Origin of the sequence: Sphingosinicella flava, assembly GCF_016025255.1 — a bacterium.
Taxonomy (GTDB): Bacteria; Pseudomonadota; Alphaproteobacteria; order Sphingomonadales; family Sphingomonadaceae; genus Allosphingosinicella; species Allosphingosinicella flava.
The window spans coordinates 533,077-549,462 of the sequence record NZ_CP065592.1 but is presented as its reverse complement, the minus strand read 5'-3'; the positions used below and the strand labels follow the sequence as shown (position 1 = coordinate 549,462).

The window sequence follows — 16,386 nt, the reverse complement described above, 5'->3', positions numbered from 1 at the left end:
GGCATGATCAGGCCGCGTCCTCGTCTTTCTTCTTGTCGGCATAGACGCGGACGGGTTCCTTGCGGCCCTCGACGACATCCTTGTCGATCATCACTTCGTCGACGCTTTCCATCGAAGGCAGGTCGAACATGGTGTCGAGAAGGATGTTTTCCAAAATCGAGCGGAGGCCGCGCGCGCCGGTCTTGCGCTCGATGGCCTTTTTGGAAACCGCGACCAGGGCTTCATCGGTGAAGGACAGCTTCACGTCCTCCATCTCGAACAGCTTGGCATATTGCTTCACCAGCGCGTTTTTCGGCTCCTTCAGGATCTTCACCAGCGCTTCGGTATCGAGATCCTCAAGCGTCGCGATGACGGGCAGACGGCCGACAAATTCGGGGATCAGGCCGAATTTCAGCAAATCCTCGGGCTCGCCCTGGCGCAGCACCTCGCCGGTGCGGCGTTCCTCCGGCGCGGCGACATAGGCGCCGAACCCGATGGACTTGCCCTGCAAGCGGTCGCCGATGATCTTTTCAAGGCCTGCAAAGGCGCCGCCGCAGATGAACAGGATGTTCGTCGTGTCCACTTGCAGGAATTCCTGCTGCGGATGCTTGCGCCCGCCCTGCGGCGGAACCGAGGCGGTCGTCCCCTCCATCAGCTTCAGCAAAGCCTGCTGGACGCCCTCACCCGATACGTCGCGGGTGATGGAAGGGTTGTCCGACTTGCGGCTGATCTTGTCGATCTCGTCGATGTAGACGATGCCGCGCTGCGCCCGCTCGACATTGTAGTCGGAAGCCTGGAGCAGCTTCAGGATGATGTTTTCGACATCCTCGCCGACATAGCCTGCTTCGGTGAGCGTCGTCGCATCCGCCATGGTGAACGGCACGTCGAGGATGCGCGCCAGCGTCTGGGCGAGCAAGGTCTTGCCCGAACCCGTCGGGCCGACGAGCAGGATATTCGACTTGGCAAGCTCGACATCCGCGCCCTTCGCGCCGTGGTTGAGACGCTTGTAATGGTTGTGGACCGCGACCGAGAGCACGCGCTTAGCATGCATCTGGCCGATCACATAATCGTCCAGCACCTTGCAGATTTCCTGCGGAGTCGGAACGCCGTCGCGGGTCTTCACCAGCGCCGACTTCGTTTCCTCGCGGATGATGTCATTGCAGAGTTCGACGCATTCATCGCAGATGAACACGGTCGGGCCGGCGATCAGCTTCCTCACCTCATGCTGCGATTTTCCGCAGAATGAGCAGTAAAGCGTGCTCTTCGAATCGCCGCCGCTGAGCTTCGTCATAAAAGTCCTTACTGGGGCCGCGGCCCCGTTGAGGTCGCGGCCATGTTACCCGATTATCTTATCTTCTCAATGGCTGACGGCTAAATGCCGTTCCGCTTCATCATGAAGGCGTGACTTCCGAAGCGCCGGTGGTGTCGCCGTCACCCACGTCCGGCCGCTTTTCGAACACCTCGTCGATCAGGCCGAATTCCTTCGCTTCGGTCGCGGACAGGAATTTATCGCGGTCCATGGCACGCTCGATGGTATCCAGGGATTGCCCGGTATATTTGGCATAAAGCTCGTTCATGCGATGCCGGATGCGCAGGATTTCCTTGGCCTGAATCTCGATGTCCGAAGCCATGCCCTGCGCGCCGCCCGAAGGCTGGTGGATCATGATCCGCGCATTGGTCAACGCGACGCGCATCCCAGGCTCGCCGGCGGCGAGCAGGAAGCTGCCCATCGACGCCGCCTGGCCAATGCACACGGTGCCGACGCGCGGCCGAATATATTGCATCGTATCGTGGATCGCCATGCCCGCCGTGACGACGCCGCCCGGCGAGTTGATGTACATGAAGATGTCCTTCTTCGGATTTTCCGATTCGAGGAACAGGAGCTGCGCCGTGATCAGCGTCGCCATATGATCCTCGACAGGGCCGGTGACGAACACGATCCGTTCGCGCAGCAGCCTGGAATAGATGTCGAAGCTGCGCTCGCCCCGGTTCGATTGCTCGATGACGATGGGGACGAGGGCATCGCGAATGGCGTCGTTCATGAATGATCCTGATGCTGAATGTTCAAAAGTTCGGATAGTCCGAACATCGGAGCAAAGACGGAAAGGTTCAAGCCCTCTCCACGTTCCCCTGGCGTGTTAGTTTTTCGGGCCCGGCGCCGGAAGGGCGAGATAGGCAAGCCGCCGCACCTCCCTTCGCCCCCGCACCACCGTATCGAGGATGAGGCCGGTGAAGAGGCAGAGCGAGGCAAGGATCATCAGTCCCGTGACAAGGATCGCCGTCGGAACACGCGGGACGAGCCCTGTCTGGACGTAGGTCACGACCAGGGGAATCGCGAGCACCATGGCAAGTGCCGCCAAGAAAACCCCGATGCTACCGTAGAAGAGCACCGGCCGCTCGATCCGGAACAGATGGACGATGGTCTTCAGGATGCGCCAGCCGTCGCGGTAAGTGGAGAGCTTCGATGCCGATCCTTCCGGCCGCGCGCCATAAGCCGTCATCACCTCGCCCACCGGCATGGCGAGTTCCAGAGCATGAACGCTGATCTCGGTCTCCGTCTCGAAACCCCGCGAAAGAGCCGGGAAGCTCTTCACGAAACGGCGTGAAAAGACGCGATAGCCGGAAAAGATGTCGGTGAAGGTGCGCCCGAACAGGCTGGCGAGAAGCCCTGTGAACAGCCTGTTCCCCAGCCGGTGACCACGCCGATAAGCCTCCTCGATCTCCGATTGCCGGGCGCCGACGACCATGTCCAGCTGCTCTTCGACGAGGCGACGGACAAGCTCCGGGGCTGCAGCAGCATCGTAAGTCGCGTCACCGTCGGCCATCACATAGACGTCGGCGTCGACGTCGGCGAACATGCGGCGGACGACATGCCCCTTGCCCTGCATCTTCTCGCAGCGGACGATCGCGCCGGCCTCCGCGGCAACCGTACAGGTCTGGTCGGTGCTGTTATTGTCGTAGACGTAGATGGAAGCGCCCGGAAGCGCTGCGCGGAAGCCCGCAATCGTCTGCCGGATCGCCGCCTCTTCATTGTAGCAGGGCAGCAGAACCGCGATGCGTAAATCCGCCATCATTCCCCCACTCCGTTCGGCCTGAGCCTGTCGAAGGCCTGCCCTTCTTTTAGGAAAAAAGACAAGATTTCGACAAGCTCCGTGCCAACGGAAGATTATTTCTTCGAAGCGGCCTTCTTGGTCGGCGCCTTCTTAGCGGTCGCCTTGTCAGCCGCTTCCACCTTGTCGGCGGCCTTCTTTACAGCCGTCTTCTTGGCAGGCTTTTCCTCGGCTCCGGTTTCATCAACCTTCGCTTTCTTCGGAGCGGCCTTCGCCTTCGGCTTTTCGTCATGGCTGTGGCCATGGCCGCAATCGGGGCCATGGACGTGACCGATCTCGGCCTCGATCTCATGCTCCAGCTCGGCGCGGGTCACGGTGCGGTCGGTGATTTCGGCCTTGGAAAAGAGGAAGTCGACGACCTTGTCCTCGAACAAAGGCGCACGGAGCTGCGCGGCAGCCATCGGATTTTGGCGGATATATTGGACGAACTTCTCACGATCGGCGGGGCGGTATTGCTGGGCCGCCTGCATGATCAGCTGGTTCATTTCCTGATTGTTGACGTCGACCCCATTGGTCTGGCCGATTTCGGACAGGAGCAGGCCGAGGCGCACGCGGCGCTCGGCAATCGCGCGGTAATCGTCCCTTTCCGCTTCCATTTCCTTCCGGGCGGCTTCCGGGTCAGCCTCGTGGCTGGCTTCCTGCTCAAGCTGCTGCCAAATCTGGTTGAATTCGGCCTCGACCATCGACGGTGGCACGTCGAAGCTGTGCGCCTCCGCGAGCTGGTCGAGCAGCTTGCGCTTCATGTGCGTGCGGGTGAGGCCGTTCAGCTCCTGCTCGAGCTGGCCCTTCACCAGGCCGCGCAGCTGATCGATGCCCTCCAAGCCCATCGACTGGGCGAAAGCGTCGTCCGCCTTCATTTCCTTCGGCGTCTGCACTTCCGTGACGAGAACATCGAAGGTCGCGGCCTTGCCGGCGAGATTTTCAGCGCCGTAATCGGCCGGGAAGGTGACGTTCAGCGTCTTCTGCTCATTGGCCTTCGCGCCGACGAGCTGGTCCTCGAAACCGGGAATAAGGCGGCCCGAGCCCAATTCGACCGACATGCCCTCGCCCTTGCCGCCTTCGAACGCGACGCCGTCGACCTTGCCCTCGAAATCCATGATCACGAGGTCGCCGGTCTTGGCTGCATAGTCGGCCGGAGCCTTGTCGAAGCTCTTTTGGCCCGAAACGATGCGCTGCAGCGATTCCTCGACCGCTTCGTCGCCCGGCTCAACGGTCAGCCGCTCGAGCTTCAGCGCGTCGATCTTCGGAGCCGGAATTTCGGGAAGCGTTTCAAGCTCGACCGTGACGCTGGCGTCCTTGCCGGCCTCGTAACCCTCTTCCAGCTCGACGCTCGGCTGCATGGCCGGACGGAGCTTCTTTTCCGTCAGCAACTTCTGGACGCCGTCCTGCACCGCGCTGTTCAGCGCTTCCTGCTGGAGCTGCTCGCCATGCATCTTCTTGACGAGGTTCGCGGGCACCTTGCCGGGGCGGAAGCCGGGCATGCGGATCTGCGGTGCGATCCGCTTCAGCTCGCCGTCGACGCGCGCGTCGATGTCCTTGGCGGCGATGGTGATCTTGTAAGCCCGCTTCAGGCCCTCGTTCAACGTCTCGACAGTCTGCATTTCAAACCTTCGTTATCAGGAATTTCGGTGCCGGTCCTCGCCCGGTGGCGAAGCTGGTGCGGGCGAAGGGACTCGAACCCCCACATCTTTCGATACTGGAACCTAAATCCAGCGCGTCTACCAGTTCCGCCACGCCCGCAAGAGGACCGCCGGTCGCGCGGGTCTATAGCAGGGTGGCGCGCAAGGGCAAGGCGGAGTTGGCGCTTACCAGCCGGTATCGCCTACCGCGGCCTCTTCGCCTTCACCGGCTGGCGATCGGATACGCAAATCGTCATCCTTCCCGACAGGAAGATCGCCGGCGCGCTCCAGCTTGCCTGATGCCGCGAGCCTGCGCACGTTTTCGGCGAATGCTTCGCGGACGAGGGATTGAACGCCGCCTTCCCGGCCCTTCTTGCGCTCATATCCGGCGCGGGTGGTGATCTTGTCGATCACGCGCTGGCGGTCGCGCGAGTAAATCTGCCATTCGATCTCGAACACAACGGCGCCCTTGGCGGTCGAAATGTCGTTCGATGGCAAATAGGGCAAGCAGGCCTCGATCTCCATGTTGCGGATCGTCGCGCCGACCAGATAGGCCGCCTCGCTATCCTGTTCCCGGTCGAACAACCCACCCGATGCGCCGACGATGTCGTAGCCCAAGTCCTGAAGCTCGTTGCGGAAGGCTTCTTCCAGATCGCGCGGGTCGACGACATGCGACCGGCCGTTCCAGGTCAGCGGTTCGCCGCCCAAGCACAAAATCCCTTCGCGCAACCAGCCCACCTGGCTTCCGCGCGCGATACGATTGCTCACCTTGGAAAAATTGATCGGTCCGATCGTATCCTGCACGTCGACGCGTTCCACCCGCACAGGCGGCGGCACCCGCAGCTTGGCACCAGCAGGCGATGTCAGGGCCATCAGGCAGGCCAGCGCCAAAGTTTTTTTCATTCTATCCCCCGAGGCCGGACCGGCGCCCCCGCGGCACCCTTAGCCCAAAGCCTTCTTCAGCAATTCGTTCACCACTTGCGGGTTGGCCTTGCCGCCCATCGCCTTCATGGTCTGGCCGACGAAGAAGCCGAACAATTTGTCCTTGCCTCCGCGATAATCCGCGACCTTGTCTTCGTTCGCCGCCATGACCTCGGCGATCACCTTCTCGATCTCGCCTGTATCGCTGGTTTGCCTAAGCCCCCGCTCATCGACGATCTTAGCAGGGTTTTCGCCGGTTTCCAGCATGATTTCAAAGACCTGCTTGGCGAGCGTGCCGGACAGGGTGCCGTCCGCGACAAGGCCGAGCAACTCCGCGCCCTGGACGGGGCTGACGGGGCTGTCCGTGATATCGCGGCCAAGCCGGTTCAGCGCTCCAAACAGATCGGAAATGACCCAGTTGGACGCGGCCTTGCCGACCTCCGGCCCGGTCTTGCCGGTCGCGGCGAGCAATTCCTCGAACCAGCGCGCGGTTTCCACCTCGGCGGTAAGGACGGCAGCGTTATAGGCGCTGATCCCCAGTTCCTTCTCGTAACGGCGGCGCTTGGCGTCCGGCAGTTCGGGTAGGCTCTGGCGGCACTCGCGGAGGAAATCGTCGGAAAGCTCCAGTGGCAGCAGGTCCGGATCCGGGAAATAGCGGTAATCGTGCGCGTCTTCCTTGGAACGGAGCGTGCGCGTCTCGCCCTTGTCCGGATCGAACAAACGGGTTTCCTGGACGACGCTGCCGCCGCTTTCGAGGACATCGACTTGGCGGCTCGCCTCATATTCGATCACGGCCATGATGAAGCGGACGGAATTGACGTTCTTCGTCTCCGTGCGTGTGCCGAACGGCTCGCCCGGGCGGCGCACCGAAACGTTGACGTCGGCCCGCATCGAGCCCTGCTCCATATTGCCGTCGCAGGAGCCGACATAGCGGAGAATGGATCTCAGCTTCCGGACATAAGCTCCTGCTTCTTCGGGAGAACGCATGTCCGGCTTCGACACGATCTCCATGAGCGCGACGCCGGAGCGGTTGAGGTCGACATAAGAAAAAGACGGATGCTGATCGTGCATCAGCTTGCCCGCATCCTGCTCGACATGGATGCGCTCGACGCCGATCGTCTTGGTGGCGCCGCCGTCCAGTTCGACCTCGATCTCGCCCTCGCCCACCAGCGGATGGTAGAGCTGGGAAATCTGATACCCTTGCGGCAGATCGGCGTAGAAGTAATTCTTCCGGTCGAAACGCGACCAGGTGTTGATCTTCGCATCGATCGCCATGCCGGTGCGCACCGCCTGCCGGATGCATTCTTCGTTCAGCACAGGAAGCATGCCCGGCATGGCCGCATCGACGAGGCTCACCTGCGTATTCGGCTCCGCGCCGAACTCGGTGGCGGCGCCGGAAAACAGCTTCGCCCGCGACGTCACCTGCGCGTGCACCTCAAGGCCGATCACGACCTCCCATTCGCCGGTTGCGCCCTGGATGCGGTATGTTGCCTTAGTCATGCTAATCTCTCTGCAAGCTCTTCCAGGGTCGGGGTCGGCTGTGCTGAAATATCTACAAAACGCCACGGGATTTCGAAGCTGATCCGACTTACAGTCTGGTCTTCGGAAGCTCTCTTACCCGAGGCCGAGAAGACTTGGACCTTCAACCCCCCTCCCAATTCATCGACCTTCTTGGCGGCAACGGCGACGTCGAACAAAACTTTGTGAGGCATCTGAAAGGTTGCGTGGCCATCGCGCTGGGGCTCAGCCACATCCCGATGAGCCTGTTTGACCCCTACCGAAATGGCTCGCAGGGTTGAAGCGATGAACGCAGCAAGCTCATCACTATCAACAGAGCTGCTCGGATTTGCCATTACCACCATGCCTCCGGCCGCGCGGTGAAGCCCGCGCGTTCTTCCAATGCCAATCCGGCGTTCATCACGCCCTGCTCATCCAGCGGCTTGCCGATGATCTGAAGGCCGAGCGGCAGGCCCTGGCTGTCAAGACCTGCGGGCACCGACATTGCCGGAAGGCCCGCGAGGCTCGCCGGGACCGCGAACACGTCATTGAGATACATCGCGAGCGGATCGGTGGTTTCGCCGAGCCCGAACGCCGCTGACGGCGCAGTCGGTGTCAGGATCAGGTCGACCTGTTTGAACGCGTCCTGGAAGTCGCGGGCGATCAGTGTCCTCACCTTCTGCGCCTGGTTGAAATAGGCGTCGTAGAAACCCGCCGAGAGCACATAGGTGCCGATCATGATGCGGCGGCGCACTTCGGCGCCGAAACCGGCGGCGCGGGTCGCCTTGTACATATCATCCAGGCTGCCATTTTCGGGCGCCACCCGATTGCCGTAACGGACGCCGTCATAGCGGGCGAGGTTCGATGATGCTTCCGCCGGGGCGATGATGTAATAAGTCGGCAGCGCATATTTGGTGTGCGGCAGCGAGATTTCGACGATCTCCGCGCCCGCATCCTTCATCCACTTTATGCCCTGCTCCCATACCGCGTCGATCTCGGCCGGAACGCCGTCGATGCGATATTCCTTCGGGATGCCGATCCGCTTGCCGCGAATGTCGGAGGAAAGGTCTGCCTCCCACTGCGGCACATCGAGCTTGAGCGAGGTCGAATCCTTCGGGTCATAGCCGCTCATCACTTCGAGCATGATCGCGCAATCGCGGACATCGCGCGCCATCGGCCCCGCCTGGTCGAGAGAGGAGGCAAAGGCGACGATGCCCCAACGCGAGCAGCGGCCATAAGTCGGCTTCACGCCGGTAATGCCGGTGAAAGCGGCGGGCTGGCGGATCGAGCCGCCCGTGTCCGTCCCTGTCGCGCCCGGGCAGAGCCGCGCCGATACGGCCGAGGCCGAGCCGCCCGACGATCCGCCGGGCGTCAGCGCCGCATTGCCGCCGTCGTTGCGGCGCCAGGGCGACAGGACGTTGCCGAACGCGCTCGTCTCGTTGGACGAGCCCATGGCGAATTCGTCCATGTTCAATTTGCCGAGCATGCCCGCGCCCGCCGCGAAGAGTTTCGCGCTGACGGTGCTGTCATATTCCGGCTTGAAACCTTCCAGTATCTTGCTCGCGGACGCGGTCTGCACGCCCTTCGTCGCGAACAAATCCTTGATGCCGAGCGGAACGCCGGAGAGCGGCTTGAAATCGCCCTGGCTGCGGTCGCGGTCGGCCTGTTCGGCGGCCGCAATGGCATGATCGGGCGTTTCCACTGTAAAGGCGTTGAGCGTCCGCGCCTTTTCGACAGCCGAGATGAAGCTGTCGGCCACTTCGCGGGCGGAAAAATCGCCCCTGCGAAAGCCGTCGCGGATAGCCGCGATGCCGAGATCGTTCAGATGCGCCATTATTCTATCACCTTCGGAACCGCGAAGAAGCCATGTTCGGCGACCGGCGCATTCTTCAGCACCGCGTCGCGGACATTGCCGTCGGTGATTTCGTCTGGCCGCATGCGCAGCTGATTGGGGATGACGGCGGTCATCGGCTCGACGCCGGTGCAGTCGACCTCAGAGAGCTGTTCGATCCAGCCCAGAATGTTGTTGAGCTCCGGCACCAGCGCCTCGACCTCCTGGTCGGTGACGGCGATGCGCGCGAGCTTGGCGATATGGCGCACAGTTGCGGTATCTACGGACATGGGAGCGGCGCTAGCATCCGCCCCCGCCCGCTTCAAGCAGCCTTATTCGAAGGCCCGCCCGACCGGCGCGCCGCCGACGAAGACCTGACGCCGCTGGACGGCGCGGACTTCGACATTGCCGCCCCTCACCGCTTTTTCCACGACATCCTTCGGCATTTTATAACGGGTTTCTTCATAAAGGCTGTCGAGCCGAGTCCAATCACCCCCGCTGCGCAAGAAGGTCATGACATCGGGTTGACACCCCGGCGCGTCCGGCGGCGTGTCAGCCTTCGCTGGCGGGCAATCATATTGCGAGATGGCCAAGGCAATGTCGCCGCCTTCATAGTAGACGTAGCAGCGGTTCCCGGCAGGACAGTAAAAGGCTCCGGCGATCGCGGCGTTCAAATTTTCAGGCAACGGTGTTTGCCGAGGATGGACGGCATAGGATTCCACCGCCTTCTGCTCCACCCTCACGGCAGGCGCATCCCCAGAATAGCGGTCGGTGGCGGCAAGCGCCTCGGCTGCTTCCTTCCGGATCGACGCCGTCGTGCCTTCCTTTTGCAGCCGTTTCAAAGCCCTTATCCCGCTCGGGCCGAAATCGAAGCGCAAGGCTGTCCAGTCAAATTTTTCTGGCGCGATTTGCCCCGATTCCAGCCGCGCCACCTGGTCGCGGGTCGAAATCGCCCCGAAGCTGACGATCGGCGTGGCGAGCAGGAAGGCAATGCCGCAGATGATCACTGCCAGCCGAACATTGGTGGGCCGCACACCGTCGGCCCATCTCCCCCTGCCCCGGATCAGCGACACGGCGTAAGCGACGCCGCAGATCGTCGCAGCGGTAACGAAGGTCAGCGCCCACAGGCGCGACGGCGTGAAGCCATATTGGGCGATGCGCTTGCCGGTCGAAACGGCGGCGATCACGGCCAGAGGCAGGATCACTCCGGCAAGTGCTGCGGCACTCCACCGCATGATCTTCGCCTTGGATTCCTCTTCCGGAACATTGCCGATCACCGCGTTGGCGAGAATGATCGCGCCCGCGACGCAGGTGAGAAGGATCGAGGTCGCCGACTGCGTCTCCCAGAGGGGCGACAAGCCCTTGAAGAGCAAAGAAAACAGAAAGATCAGGAGGCTGGCCGCCAGGATCGGCGCCAGTACGGCAAGGATCGTCATCGCCACCCGCTGGACGACGAACAAGACTTGGTCCCGGTCGCGTAACAGGCCCATGACGCCGCCGAACGCCGATCCGGCCAGCATCCACATAAACCAGTCTTGACGCATCAGATATTTGACGAAATCGATGCCGATGAGATCGAACAAAGCGGCGACCAGCCACATCATCAGGAAGACGAGCAGAGAGAAGCCGCAGGCGAGTACCCACAGGACGATGTTGGTCCAGGCGTGGACATGGACGGACGGATAGGGAAGGCGCGCCTCCCCTTCGTCCCGGATCGTCTGGAAAAGCGGCGCGGCGATGACGAGGGTGAGGGCCGCCGAGACGAACCGCCAGCCTTCGCTGCCCTCCCAGCCGTTCGGGCCGCCATTCCAGTAGAAGACGAAAGCCAGCACCAACCCGGCCGCCGCGGCGAAGGCAAGGCTCCACGTCCAGCGCAGCCTCTCCAGCGTGAAGGCCGCGACGATCCCGCCGGTCAGCAGAAAGACCGCCGCCGTGCCACGCCATATATTCGCCGTGGCTTCGGGCCGAAATTCGTCGAAAAGCTGAGAGATGGCGAGGCCGAACAGGGCTCCCGCGCCCGCCAGCATCGCCGCGCGGGCGGGCCAGGGATCGTGCTCACGGACTTGCTGGATGCTCATCGTACCTCCCCATGCTCCGCGAGATCGAAGCGGAATGGCCCGAAACCAGCAGACCACAAGCCGATCTCCCTTGCAACCTGGCCTGTCTTGCTATTGGAACGGCGGCGCCTGAGAAGGAGGTTCCAAGACGCATGCTGGCGCGCCGTTTCCTGTGGATCATCGCGATCCTCATCATCCTGCTGCTTGTGGGCGCGCTCGGCTATCGCCTGTTCGAACGTACTTTGATGCGTGCGGCGCTTGTGCCGAGCGCCTCCTTCGCGGCCGACAAGACGAGCATGGAATATCGCCCCGCTTCGATGTGGATTGCGCGTCCCGACATTGCGGACAATCCCGCCCTCTGGCTCCCCGAGGGGTTCGAAGAGCGGGCACCCGCGCGGAATGCGTCGGTCTTCTTCATCCATCCCACGTCTTACCTTGATCGCTCCCGATGGAATTCCCCGCTGGAGGACGCGGATTCGCAGCAGCGCGCGCGCCTGTTCGTGCGCAGCCAGGCGAGCGTATTCAACGGCGCCGGCGACATCTGGGCGCCCAAATATCGGCAGGCGACCTTCGGCGCCTTCCTGACGAGGCGCGAAGACGCCGCGATGGCGCTGGACTTCGCCTATCGCGACATCCTCGCCGCTTACGAGGAATTCATCCGGCAGGCTCCGGCCGGCCGCCCGATCATCCTGGCGGGACATAGCCAGGGCAGCCTCCACCTCACCCGTCTTCTTGCCGAGCGCGTGAAGGGCTCGCCCGAGGCCGGGCGCATCGCCGCGATCTACATCGTCGGATGGCCGGTCTCCATTCCGGTCGACCTGCCCCGCTTCGGCTTTCCGGCCTGCGCGGCGCCCGATCAGTCGGGCTGTATCGTCTCCTGGCAGAGTTTCGCCGAGCCGGCCGATACCGACATGGTGACCGACATTTACGAGGCCTCCGATAGCCGGAGCCGCGCCGGAACGCCGATGGTCTGCACCAACCCGCTCACGGGCGCGGCCGGCGGCGCGGCCGGAGCGGCGGCGAATTCCGGCACGCTGCGTCCCAATGGCGACTTGAGCGATGCGACGCTCGTCAAAGCCGCTGTCCCCGCGCGATGCGATGGACGCGGCTTCCTGCTGATCGGCAAGGATGCGCCGGACCTTGGCCCCTATGTGCTGCCCGGCAACAATTATCACGTGTTCGACTATGCTCTCTTTTGGGCCAACGCCCGCGCCGACGTGGGGCGGCGCCTCGCGGCGTTCACCGCGCGATGATCCTGGCGTCCCCGTCCAGCTTTCGCGAGGCGCTGCCGGAGGGCGGGCGCCTCATGGGTCTCGACGTCGGCACCAAAACCATCGGCATTGCCTTTTGCGACGCCGGGTGGACGATCGCGACACCCGCCGAGCTTTTGAAGCGGATCAAATTCGCCGCCGACCTCGCCCGCATCCGCGATCTGGCCGCACGGGAAAATGTGAAAGGCTTCGTCATCGGCCTTCCACTGAACCTCGACGGCAGCGACAGCCCGCGCACCCAATCGACCCGCGCTTTCGCCCGCAATCTCGAAGTGCTGGAAAGGCCCATCCTGCTCTGGGACGAGCGCTGGTCGACCCAGGCCGTGACCCGCACGCTCCTCGACGCCGACGCCAGCCGCGCCCGCCGCGCCGCGCTGGTAGACAAGATGGCGGCCGCTTACATCCTGCAGGGCGCGATCGATGCGCTTGCGGGCGGGCACCCTTCGTTCTAATCCGCTTGTTTTGATGACCAGCGCATTCCCGCACCGCCACCTCCTCGGCATCGCCCAGCTGTCCGCCGCCGATATCCGCCTGATCCTCGACGAAGCGGAGGGATGGCTGGAGTTCAATCGCGGCCCGCGCCGCCGCCTGGACCGTATGGCGGGCCTTACCCAGGTCAACGCCTTCTTCGAAAACAGCACCCGTACCCTCTTGTCTTTCGAAATGGCGGGCAAGAAATTGGGCGCGGAGGTCGTCAACATGCACGTCGCCCGGTCGAGCGTGCAGAAAGGCGAGAGCCTTGCCGATACCGCGAAGACGATCAATGCGATGCGGCCGGATGTCTTCGTCATGCGCCATGCTTTGGACGGGGCGGCGGCCGAAGTCGCGGCCTTGATGGATTGCCCGGTCGTCAATGCCGGCGACGGACGCGGCGAACATCCGAGCCAGGCTCTGCTCGACGCGCTCACCATCCGCCGTCATTTCGGGCGGACCGAGGGCCTGACCGTCGCCATTTGCGGCGACATCCTCCACAGCCGCGTCGCGCGATCGAACATGCTGTCTCTTCCCCGCCTCGGCGCGACGGTCCGTGCCGTCGGCCCTGCCGCGCTGCTTCCGGATACGCTTCCGGCAGGCATAGAAAGCTATACCGATTTCGAGGCGGGAATTGCTGGCGCAGATGTGGTGATGATACTGCGCATTCAGCGCGAACGGATGATCGCGGCGGTGTCCGAAGGCTTGGGCGACTATCATGCCCTTTATGGCCTGACGCGCGAGCGGCTCAAAGGAGTGCCCCCCCACGCCGTCGTCATGCATCCGGGCCCGATGAACCGCGGCGTCGAGATAGACGGGGATATCGCCGACGATCCGGGGCGGTCCTTGATCCTTCAGCAGGTCGAGGCCGGGGTCGCGGTACGGATGGCCTGCCTCGATCTGCTCACCCGCCGCGCCTGAAGCGCGTTGGGCGGCCGGTTTGGCCCCCGACCGCCCATCCCGAGGGAGACGAATTTTATAATGTCAACGGCGAGACGCGATCCGCGTGATCGCGCGGCCATCTTCAGCGACCCGAACGAAGCAATCGCCGCCCTTTGACTTGATCATGCGGCAGACGCCATTGGCTTCGCTTTGCGTGGTGTAACCGCGCACCGCGAGACGATAAAATAACCCTTTGCCGTCTGGTGCATTGAATATGGTGACGACGTGACTGTCGGCATTAAAACCGTAACGACGCGTTGCTTCGCGCCAGGCCGTGCCTGCCTGAGCGCGCGTTTTGAAGGATCCGATCTGAACGACATATTTGCCCGCCTGTGCCGCCTCATTTGCTTGCGTTGCACCTCTCGTGCGGGACCACTCGTTCCTTAAAATCGCACCAGGCACCTGTATTGATTTGCGAACCTTGTCGAACAACGGATTGGGAGCGTCGTTGACTGGAGCGGCGGGCAGTTCAGTCTGCGCCGTGACCGAGCTTGCCAAGGTGACGGACGGCCTAATCGGCTCGGGCGCGGGCTCGGGCTCGGCTTCTGCCACCATTGCATCTTGCTTGGGCATCATGAATTGTTCGGGCATGTCGAGCGCAAGGCGTAATGGCTGCCCGGAATCCTGTGTCGGAGTGACGCCAAAAAAAGCTGCGACTTGAACACCGCTTGCATTGGGCTGTGCCAATGCCGCCCACTGCTCCAGACGCCGGTCGACATCCGCCGGCGACATGTCCTGCGCCGCGATAATGCGCGCCTTGGCCCAGTCACCAGTCAACGCATAAGACAGGGCCAAATTTTGACGGACACGGGCATCGGCGCCGGTTTCACGCGCTGCGGGCTCGAGCAACGCGATCGCCCGTTCTCCCATTCCGATCAGGGCATAAGCAAGGCCAAGATCGGCCGTCTTGCCACGGCCTTCGATCGCAGCGAGCGCTGTTTCCGCCGCCAGCATCCTGCCTTGAGCGGCGCGGCTCAACGCCAAATAAAGGCTTGCCTGCACATTGTCAGGGTTAAGAATGACGGTGTCGGAAAATGTTCTTTCCGCCGAAGCGAAACGCCCGCTGCGCATGTAGAGTTCGGCAAGCGACATGCGATATCCCGCATCACGCGGCGACAGGGCGACGGCTTCCTCCATCAGCGTCAGCGCCGATTGCAGATTGCCGGCGCGAAGGGCGGCCTGCGCCTGCTGCTGAAGCCCGAAGGCATCGCGCTTGGCCTGGGGCGCCTTGTCGGAAAGTGCAAAGGGGCGGCTATCGTCGGACTGGCATCCAACGGTCGTCAAGCCGATGACGAGGGCGGAAGCCGCGATCTGCAAGGTGATCATACGCATGGCGTCGGTCCTTCGCGCTTAGTTGATCTGGCCCGGCACGGACACGCCCTGAAGCTCGGTCAGGCCGTCGAGATAGGTGTCGAGCGCGCCGGTCACGAGCATCTGCGCCGACTGGCGCGTGACGGCAGCGGCGAGACGAAGGCGCAGGTGGCGCTCGGGATCGAGGCGAAGGGTGAAGGCGGCCTTCCCCTTCGCGCCCGGCACGACGCGGCTATGCGGGAGCTTCACATTTTCCCGTGCCGGATCGAGGGCCTGACGCTTGCGCGGGGCCGGCGTGTCTTCCTTGGCTGCCGGAGCGGCTGAGTCGCCGAAATGTTCAACAAGATCGCGCTGCTGTTCAATGACGACGGGCGCTTCAGGAAGTTTGGCGGGCGTGAAATTTTCGACGACCGGGCCCGGCGTCAGACCGGCGACAGGGTTCGGCTGACGCTCCGTCACGGGTTCGGCCACTGGCGGCAAGGTTGGACGCCCCTGCCCCATGTCGTTCCAGCCGAGATCTTCCATGCCGCCGAAATTGCCGAAGCCCTGCGGACGCATGGCGGGTTTCGCCATGCCCTTGCGGGCAAGCAGACCGGACGAAAGCGACGCGAAGGGCTTGGTCTCACGCATGACGGATACTCCTTACTGACCGGCGACGCGGCGGCCGAAACCGGCCTGGCGCGGCATGGCGGCTGGGGGCGCGACGAGGCCCGGAGCCGAAAAGACGGTGCGGCGGAAATTTTTTTCGAGCCGGTCGGAAATATATTCCCAAAGCTGCACGACCTCTCCGGCGGACTTGCACTTGGGGTCAAGCTCCATCACCGTCCGGCCGTCGATCATCGACGCGGCAAAATCCGTGCGGTGATGGACCGTCACTGGCGCCACGGTGCCATGCTGCGACAATGCGACCGCGGCCTCCGATGTGATGCGCGCCTTGGGCGTCGCGCCGTTGACGACGAAGATGAGCGGCTTTCCGGCACGCTCGCAAAGGTCGACGGTCGCGCCGACAGCACGCAGATCGTGCGGGCTCGGGCGGGTCGGGATGACGATCAGTTCGGCGACCTGGATAACGCTCTGAATCGCCATGGTGATAGCGGGCGGCGTATCGATGACGGCCAGGCGGAAACCTTGCTGACGCAGCACTTCCAGGTCGGCGGAAAGCCGGGCGACAGTGGTCTGGGCAAACGCCGGCATTTCTGCTTCGCGCTCGTTCCACCAGTCGGCAAGCGAGCCTTGGGGATCGATATCGATCAGACAGACCGGACCCGCACCGGCAAGCTGAGCCTGCACCGCCAGGTGGCCGGACAGGGTCGTCTTACCCGATCCGCCCTTTTGCGATGAGAGTGCCAAAACGCGCATATTCAATTCCTCCGGTAC

16 protein-coding genes and 1 tRNA gene are annotated in these 16,386 nt (G+C 63.0%); 3 read left to right on the top strand and 14 right to left on the bottom strand.

Annotated elements, in window-relative coordinates; genetic code table 11:
* Positions 1-7: 7 nt before the first annotated feature.
* The 11 genes from clpX to IC614_RS02745 all read right to left on the bottom strand — a co-directional run bounded on the left by clpX (position 8) and on the right by IC614_RS02745 (position 11,035).
* Positions 8-1,270 (bottom strand): ATP-dependent Clp protease ATP-binding subunit ClpX, encoded by a 1,263-nt coding sequence (gene clpX, locus IC614_RS02795; protein WP_200972219.1) that lies wholly within the window; start codon positions 1,268-1,270, stop codon positions 8-10.
* Positions 1,271-1,370: 100 nt separating this feature from the next.
* Positions 1,371-2,021, bottom strand: a complete 651-nt coding sequence (gene clpP / locus IC614_RS02790; protein ID WP_200972218.1) for an ATP-dependent Clp endopeptidase proteolytic subunit ClpP — start codon at positions 2,019-2,021, stop codon at positions 1,371-1,373.
* A gap of 96 nt (positions 2,022-2,117) precedes the next feature.
* Positions 2,118-3,050: a glycosyltransferase family 2 protein gene (locus tag IC614_RS02785; RefSeq protein WP_404829150.1), complete on the bottom strand. Its 933-nt coding sequence runs from the start codon at positions 3,048-3,050 to the stop codon at positions 2,118-2,120.
* 95 nt (positions 3,051-3,145) lie between these two features.
* Positions 3,146-4,690, bottom strand: a complete 1,545-nt coding sequence (gene tig, locus IC614_RS02780) for a trigger factor (RefSeq protein WP_200972216.1) — start codon at positions 4,688-4,690, stop codon at positions 3,146-3,148.
* 54 nt (positions 4,691-4,744) lie between these two features.
* Positions 4,745-4,829, bottom strand: a tRNA-Leu gene (locus IC614_RS02775).
* 65 nt (positions 4,830-4,894) lie between these two features.
* Positions 4,895-5,611, bottom strand: a complete 717-nt coding sequence (locus IC614_RS02770) for a hypothetical protein (protein ID WP_200972215.1) — start codon at positions 5,609-5,611, stop codon at positions 4,895-4,897.
* Positions 5,612-5,650: 39 nt separating this feature from the next.
* Positions 5,651-7,129 (bottom strand): Asp-tRNA(Asn)/Glu-tRNA(Gln) amidotransferase subunit GatB, encoded by a 1,479-nt coding sequence (gene gatB / locus IC614_RS02765; RefSeq protein WP_200972214.1) that lies wholly within the window; start codon positions 7,127-7,129, stop codon positions 5,651-5,653.
* The gene (locus IC614_RS02760; protein WP_200972213.1) at positions 7,126-7,482 is read right to left on the bottom strand and encodes a trypco2 family protein; all 357 of its coding nucleotides are present in this window, start codon (positions 7,480-7,482) and stop codon (positions 7,126-7,128) included. The genes gatB and IC614_RS02760 overlap by 4 nt, the downstream gene beginning before the upstream one ends.
* The gene (gatA, locus tag IC614_RS02755) at positions 7,482-8,960 is read right to left on the bottom strand and encodes an Asp-tRNA(Asn)/Glu-tRNA(Gln) amidotransferase subunit GatA (protein ID WP_200972212.1); all 1,479 of its coding nucleotides are present in this window, start codon (positions 8,958-8,960) and stop codon (positions 7,482-7,484) included. The genes IC614_RS02760 and gatA overlap by 1 nt, the downstream gene beginning before the upstream one ends.
* Entirely contained in the window at positions 8,960-9,247 is a 288-nt protein-coding gene (gene gatC / locus IC614_RS02750; RefSeq protein WP_200972211.1) for an Asp-tRNA(Asn)/Glu-tRNA(Gln) amidotransferase subunit GatC, read from the bottom strand. The genes gatA and gatC overlap by 1 nt, the downstream gene beginning before the upstream one ends.
* Before the next feature lie 42 nt (positions 9,248-9,289).
* Positions 9,290-11,035, bottom strand: coding sequence for a DUF4153 domain-containing protein (locus tag IC614_RS02745; RefSeq protein ID WP_200972210.1), 1,746 nt, complete (start codon positions 11,033-11,035; stop codon positions 9,290-9,292).
* 131 nt (positions 11,036-11,166) lie between these two features.
* Between IC614_RS02745 and IC614_RS02740 the strand changes: the two genes are divergently transcribed.
* Genes IC614_RS02740 through IC614_RS02730 form a run of 3 tightly spaced genes read left to right on the top strand, consistent with a single transcriptional unit; the run spans position 11,167 to position 13,677 of the window.
* Positions 11,167-12,267, top strand: a complete 1,101-nt coding sequence (locus IC614_RS02740; protein WP_318963311.1) for a DUF3089 domain-containing protein — start codon at positions 11,167-11,169, stop codon at positions 12,265-12,267.
* The gene (gene ruvX, locus IC614_RS02735; protein ID WP_200972209.1) at positions 12,264-12,737 is read left to right on the top strand and encodes a Holliday junction resolvase RuvX; all 474 of its coding nucleotides are present in this window, start codon (positions 12,264-12,266) and stop codon (positions 12,735-12,737) included. Before IC614_RS02740 ends, ruvX begins: the two co-directional genes overlap by 4 nt.
* Positions 12,738-12,750: 13 nt before the next feature.
* Positions 12,751-13,677: an aspartate carbamoyltransferase catalytic subunit gene (locus tag IC614_RS02730; protein WP_200973067.1), complete on the top strand. Its 927-nt coding sequence runs from the start codon at positions 12,751-12,753 to the stop codon at positions 13,675-13,677.
* A 63-nt stretch (positions 13,678-13,740) separates the two neighbouring features.
* Here IC614_RS02730 and IC614_RS02725 read toward each other — a convergent pair whose 3' ends face one another.
* The 3 genes from IC614_RS02725 to IC614_RS02715 are packed head-to-tail and all read right to left on the bottom strand — an operon-like array spanning position 13,741 to position 16,368.
* Positions 13,741-15,030: an SPOR domain-containing protein gene (locus IC614_RS02725; RefSeq protein WP_200972208.1), complete on the bottom strand. Its 1,290-nt coding sequence runs from the start codon at positions 15,028-15,030 to the stop codon at positions 13,741-13,743.
* An 18-nt stretch (positions 15,031-15,048) separates the two neighbouring features.
* On the bottom strand, positions 15,049-15,639 hold the full coding sequence (locus IC614_RS02720; protein WP_200972207.1) for a hypothetical protein: 591 nt from the start codon (positions 15,637-15,639) through the stop codon (positions 15,049-15,051).
* A gap of 12 nt (positions 15,640-15,651) precedes the next feature.
* The gene (locus IC614_RS02715; protein WP_200972206.1) at positions 15,652-16,368 is read right to left on the bottom strand and encodes a ParA family protein; all 717 of its coding nucleotides are present in this window, start codon (positions 16,366-16,368) and stop codon (positions 15,652-15,654) included.
* Positions 16,369-16,386: the final 18 nt, after the last annotated feature.

Coding starts and splice junctions, on each gene's coding strand:
- ruvX (WP_200972209.1), top strand. CDS start 12,264: ATGATCCTGGCGTCCCCGTCCAGCTTTCGCGAGGCGCTGCCGGAGGGC.
- gatA (WP_200972212.1), bottom strand. CDS start 8,960: ATGGCGCATCTGAACGATCTCGGCATCGCGGCTATCCGCGACGGCTTT.
- clpX (WP_200972219.1), bottom strand. CDS start 1,270: ATGACGAAGCTCAGCGGCGGCGATTCGAAGAGCACGCTTTACTGCTCA.
- IC614_RS02785 (WP_404829150.1), bottom strand. CDS start 3,050: ATGGCGGATTTACGCATCGCGGTTCTGCTGCCCTGCTACAATGAAGAG.
- IC614_RS02725 (WP_200972208.1), bottom strand. CDS start 15,030: ATGCGTATGATCACCTTGCAGATCGCGGCTTCCGCCCTCGTCATCGGC.
- gatC (WP_200972211.1), bottom strand. CDS start 9,247: ATGTCCGTAGATACCGCAACTGTGCGCCATATCGCCAAGCTCGCGCGC.
- IC614_RS02720 (WP_200972207.1), bottom strand. CDS start 15,639: ATGCGTGAGACCAAGCCCTTCGCGTCGCTTTCGTCCGGTCTGCTTGCC.
- tig (WP_200972216.1), bottom strand. CDS start 4,690: ATGCAGACTGTCGAGACGTTGAACGAGGGCCTGAAGCGGGCTTACAAG.
- IC614_RS02740 (WP_318963311.1), top strand. CDS start 11,167: ATGCTGGCGCGCCGTTTCCTGTGGATCATCGCGATCCTCATCATCCTG.
- IC614_RS02770 (WP_200972215.1), bottom strand. CDS start 5,611: ATGAAAAAAACTTTGGCGCTGGCCTGCCTGATGGCCCTGACATCGCCT.
- IC614_RS02745 (WP_200972210.1), bottom strand. CDS start 11,035: ATGAGCATCCAGCAAGTCCGTGAGCACGATCCCTGGCCCGCCCGCGCG.
- gatB (WP_200972214.1), bottom strand. CDS start 7,129: ATGACTAAGGCAACATACCGCATCCAGGGCGCAACCGGCGAATGGGAG.
- clpP (WP_200972218.1), bottom strand. CDS start 2,021: ATGAACGACGCCATTCGCGATGCCCTCGTCCCCATCGTCATCGAGCAA.
- IC614_RS02715 (WP_200972206.1), bottom strand. CDS start 16,368: ATGCGCGTTTTGGCACTCTCATCGCAAAAGGGCGGATCGGGTAAGACG.
- IC614_RS02730 (WP_200973067.1), top strand. CDS start 12,751: ATGACCAGCGCATTCCCGCACCGCCACCTCCTCGGCATCGCCCAGCTG.
- IC614_RS02760 (WP_200972213.1), bottom strand. CDS start 7,482: ATGGCAAATCCGAGCAGCTCTGTTGATAGTGATGAGCTTGCTGCGTTC.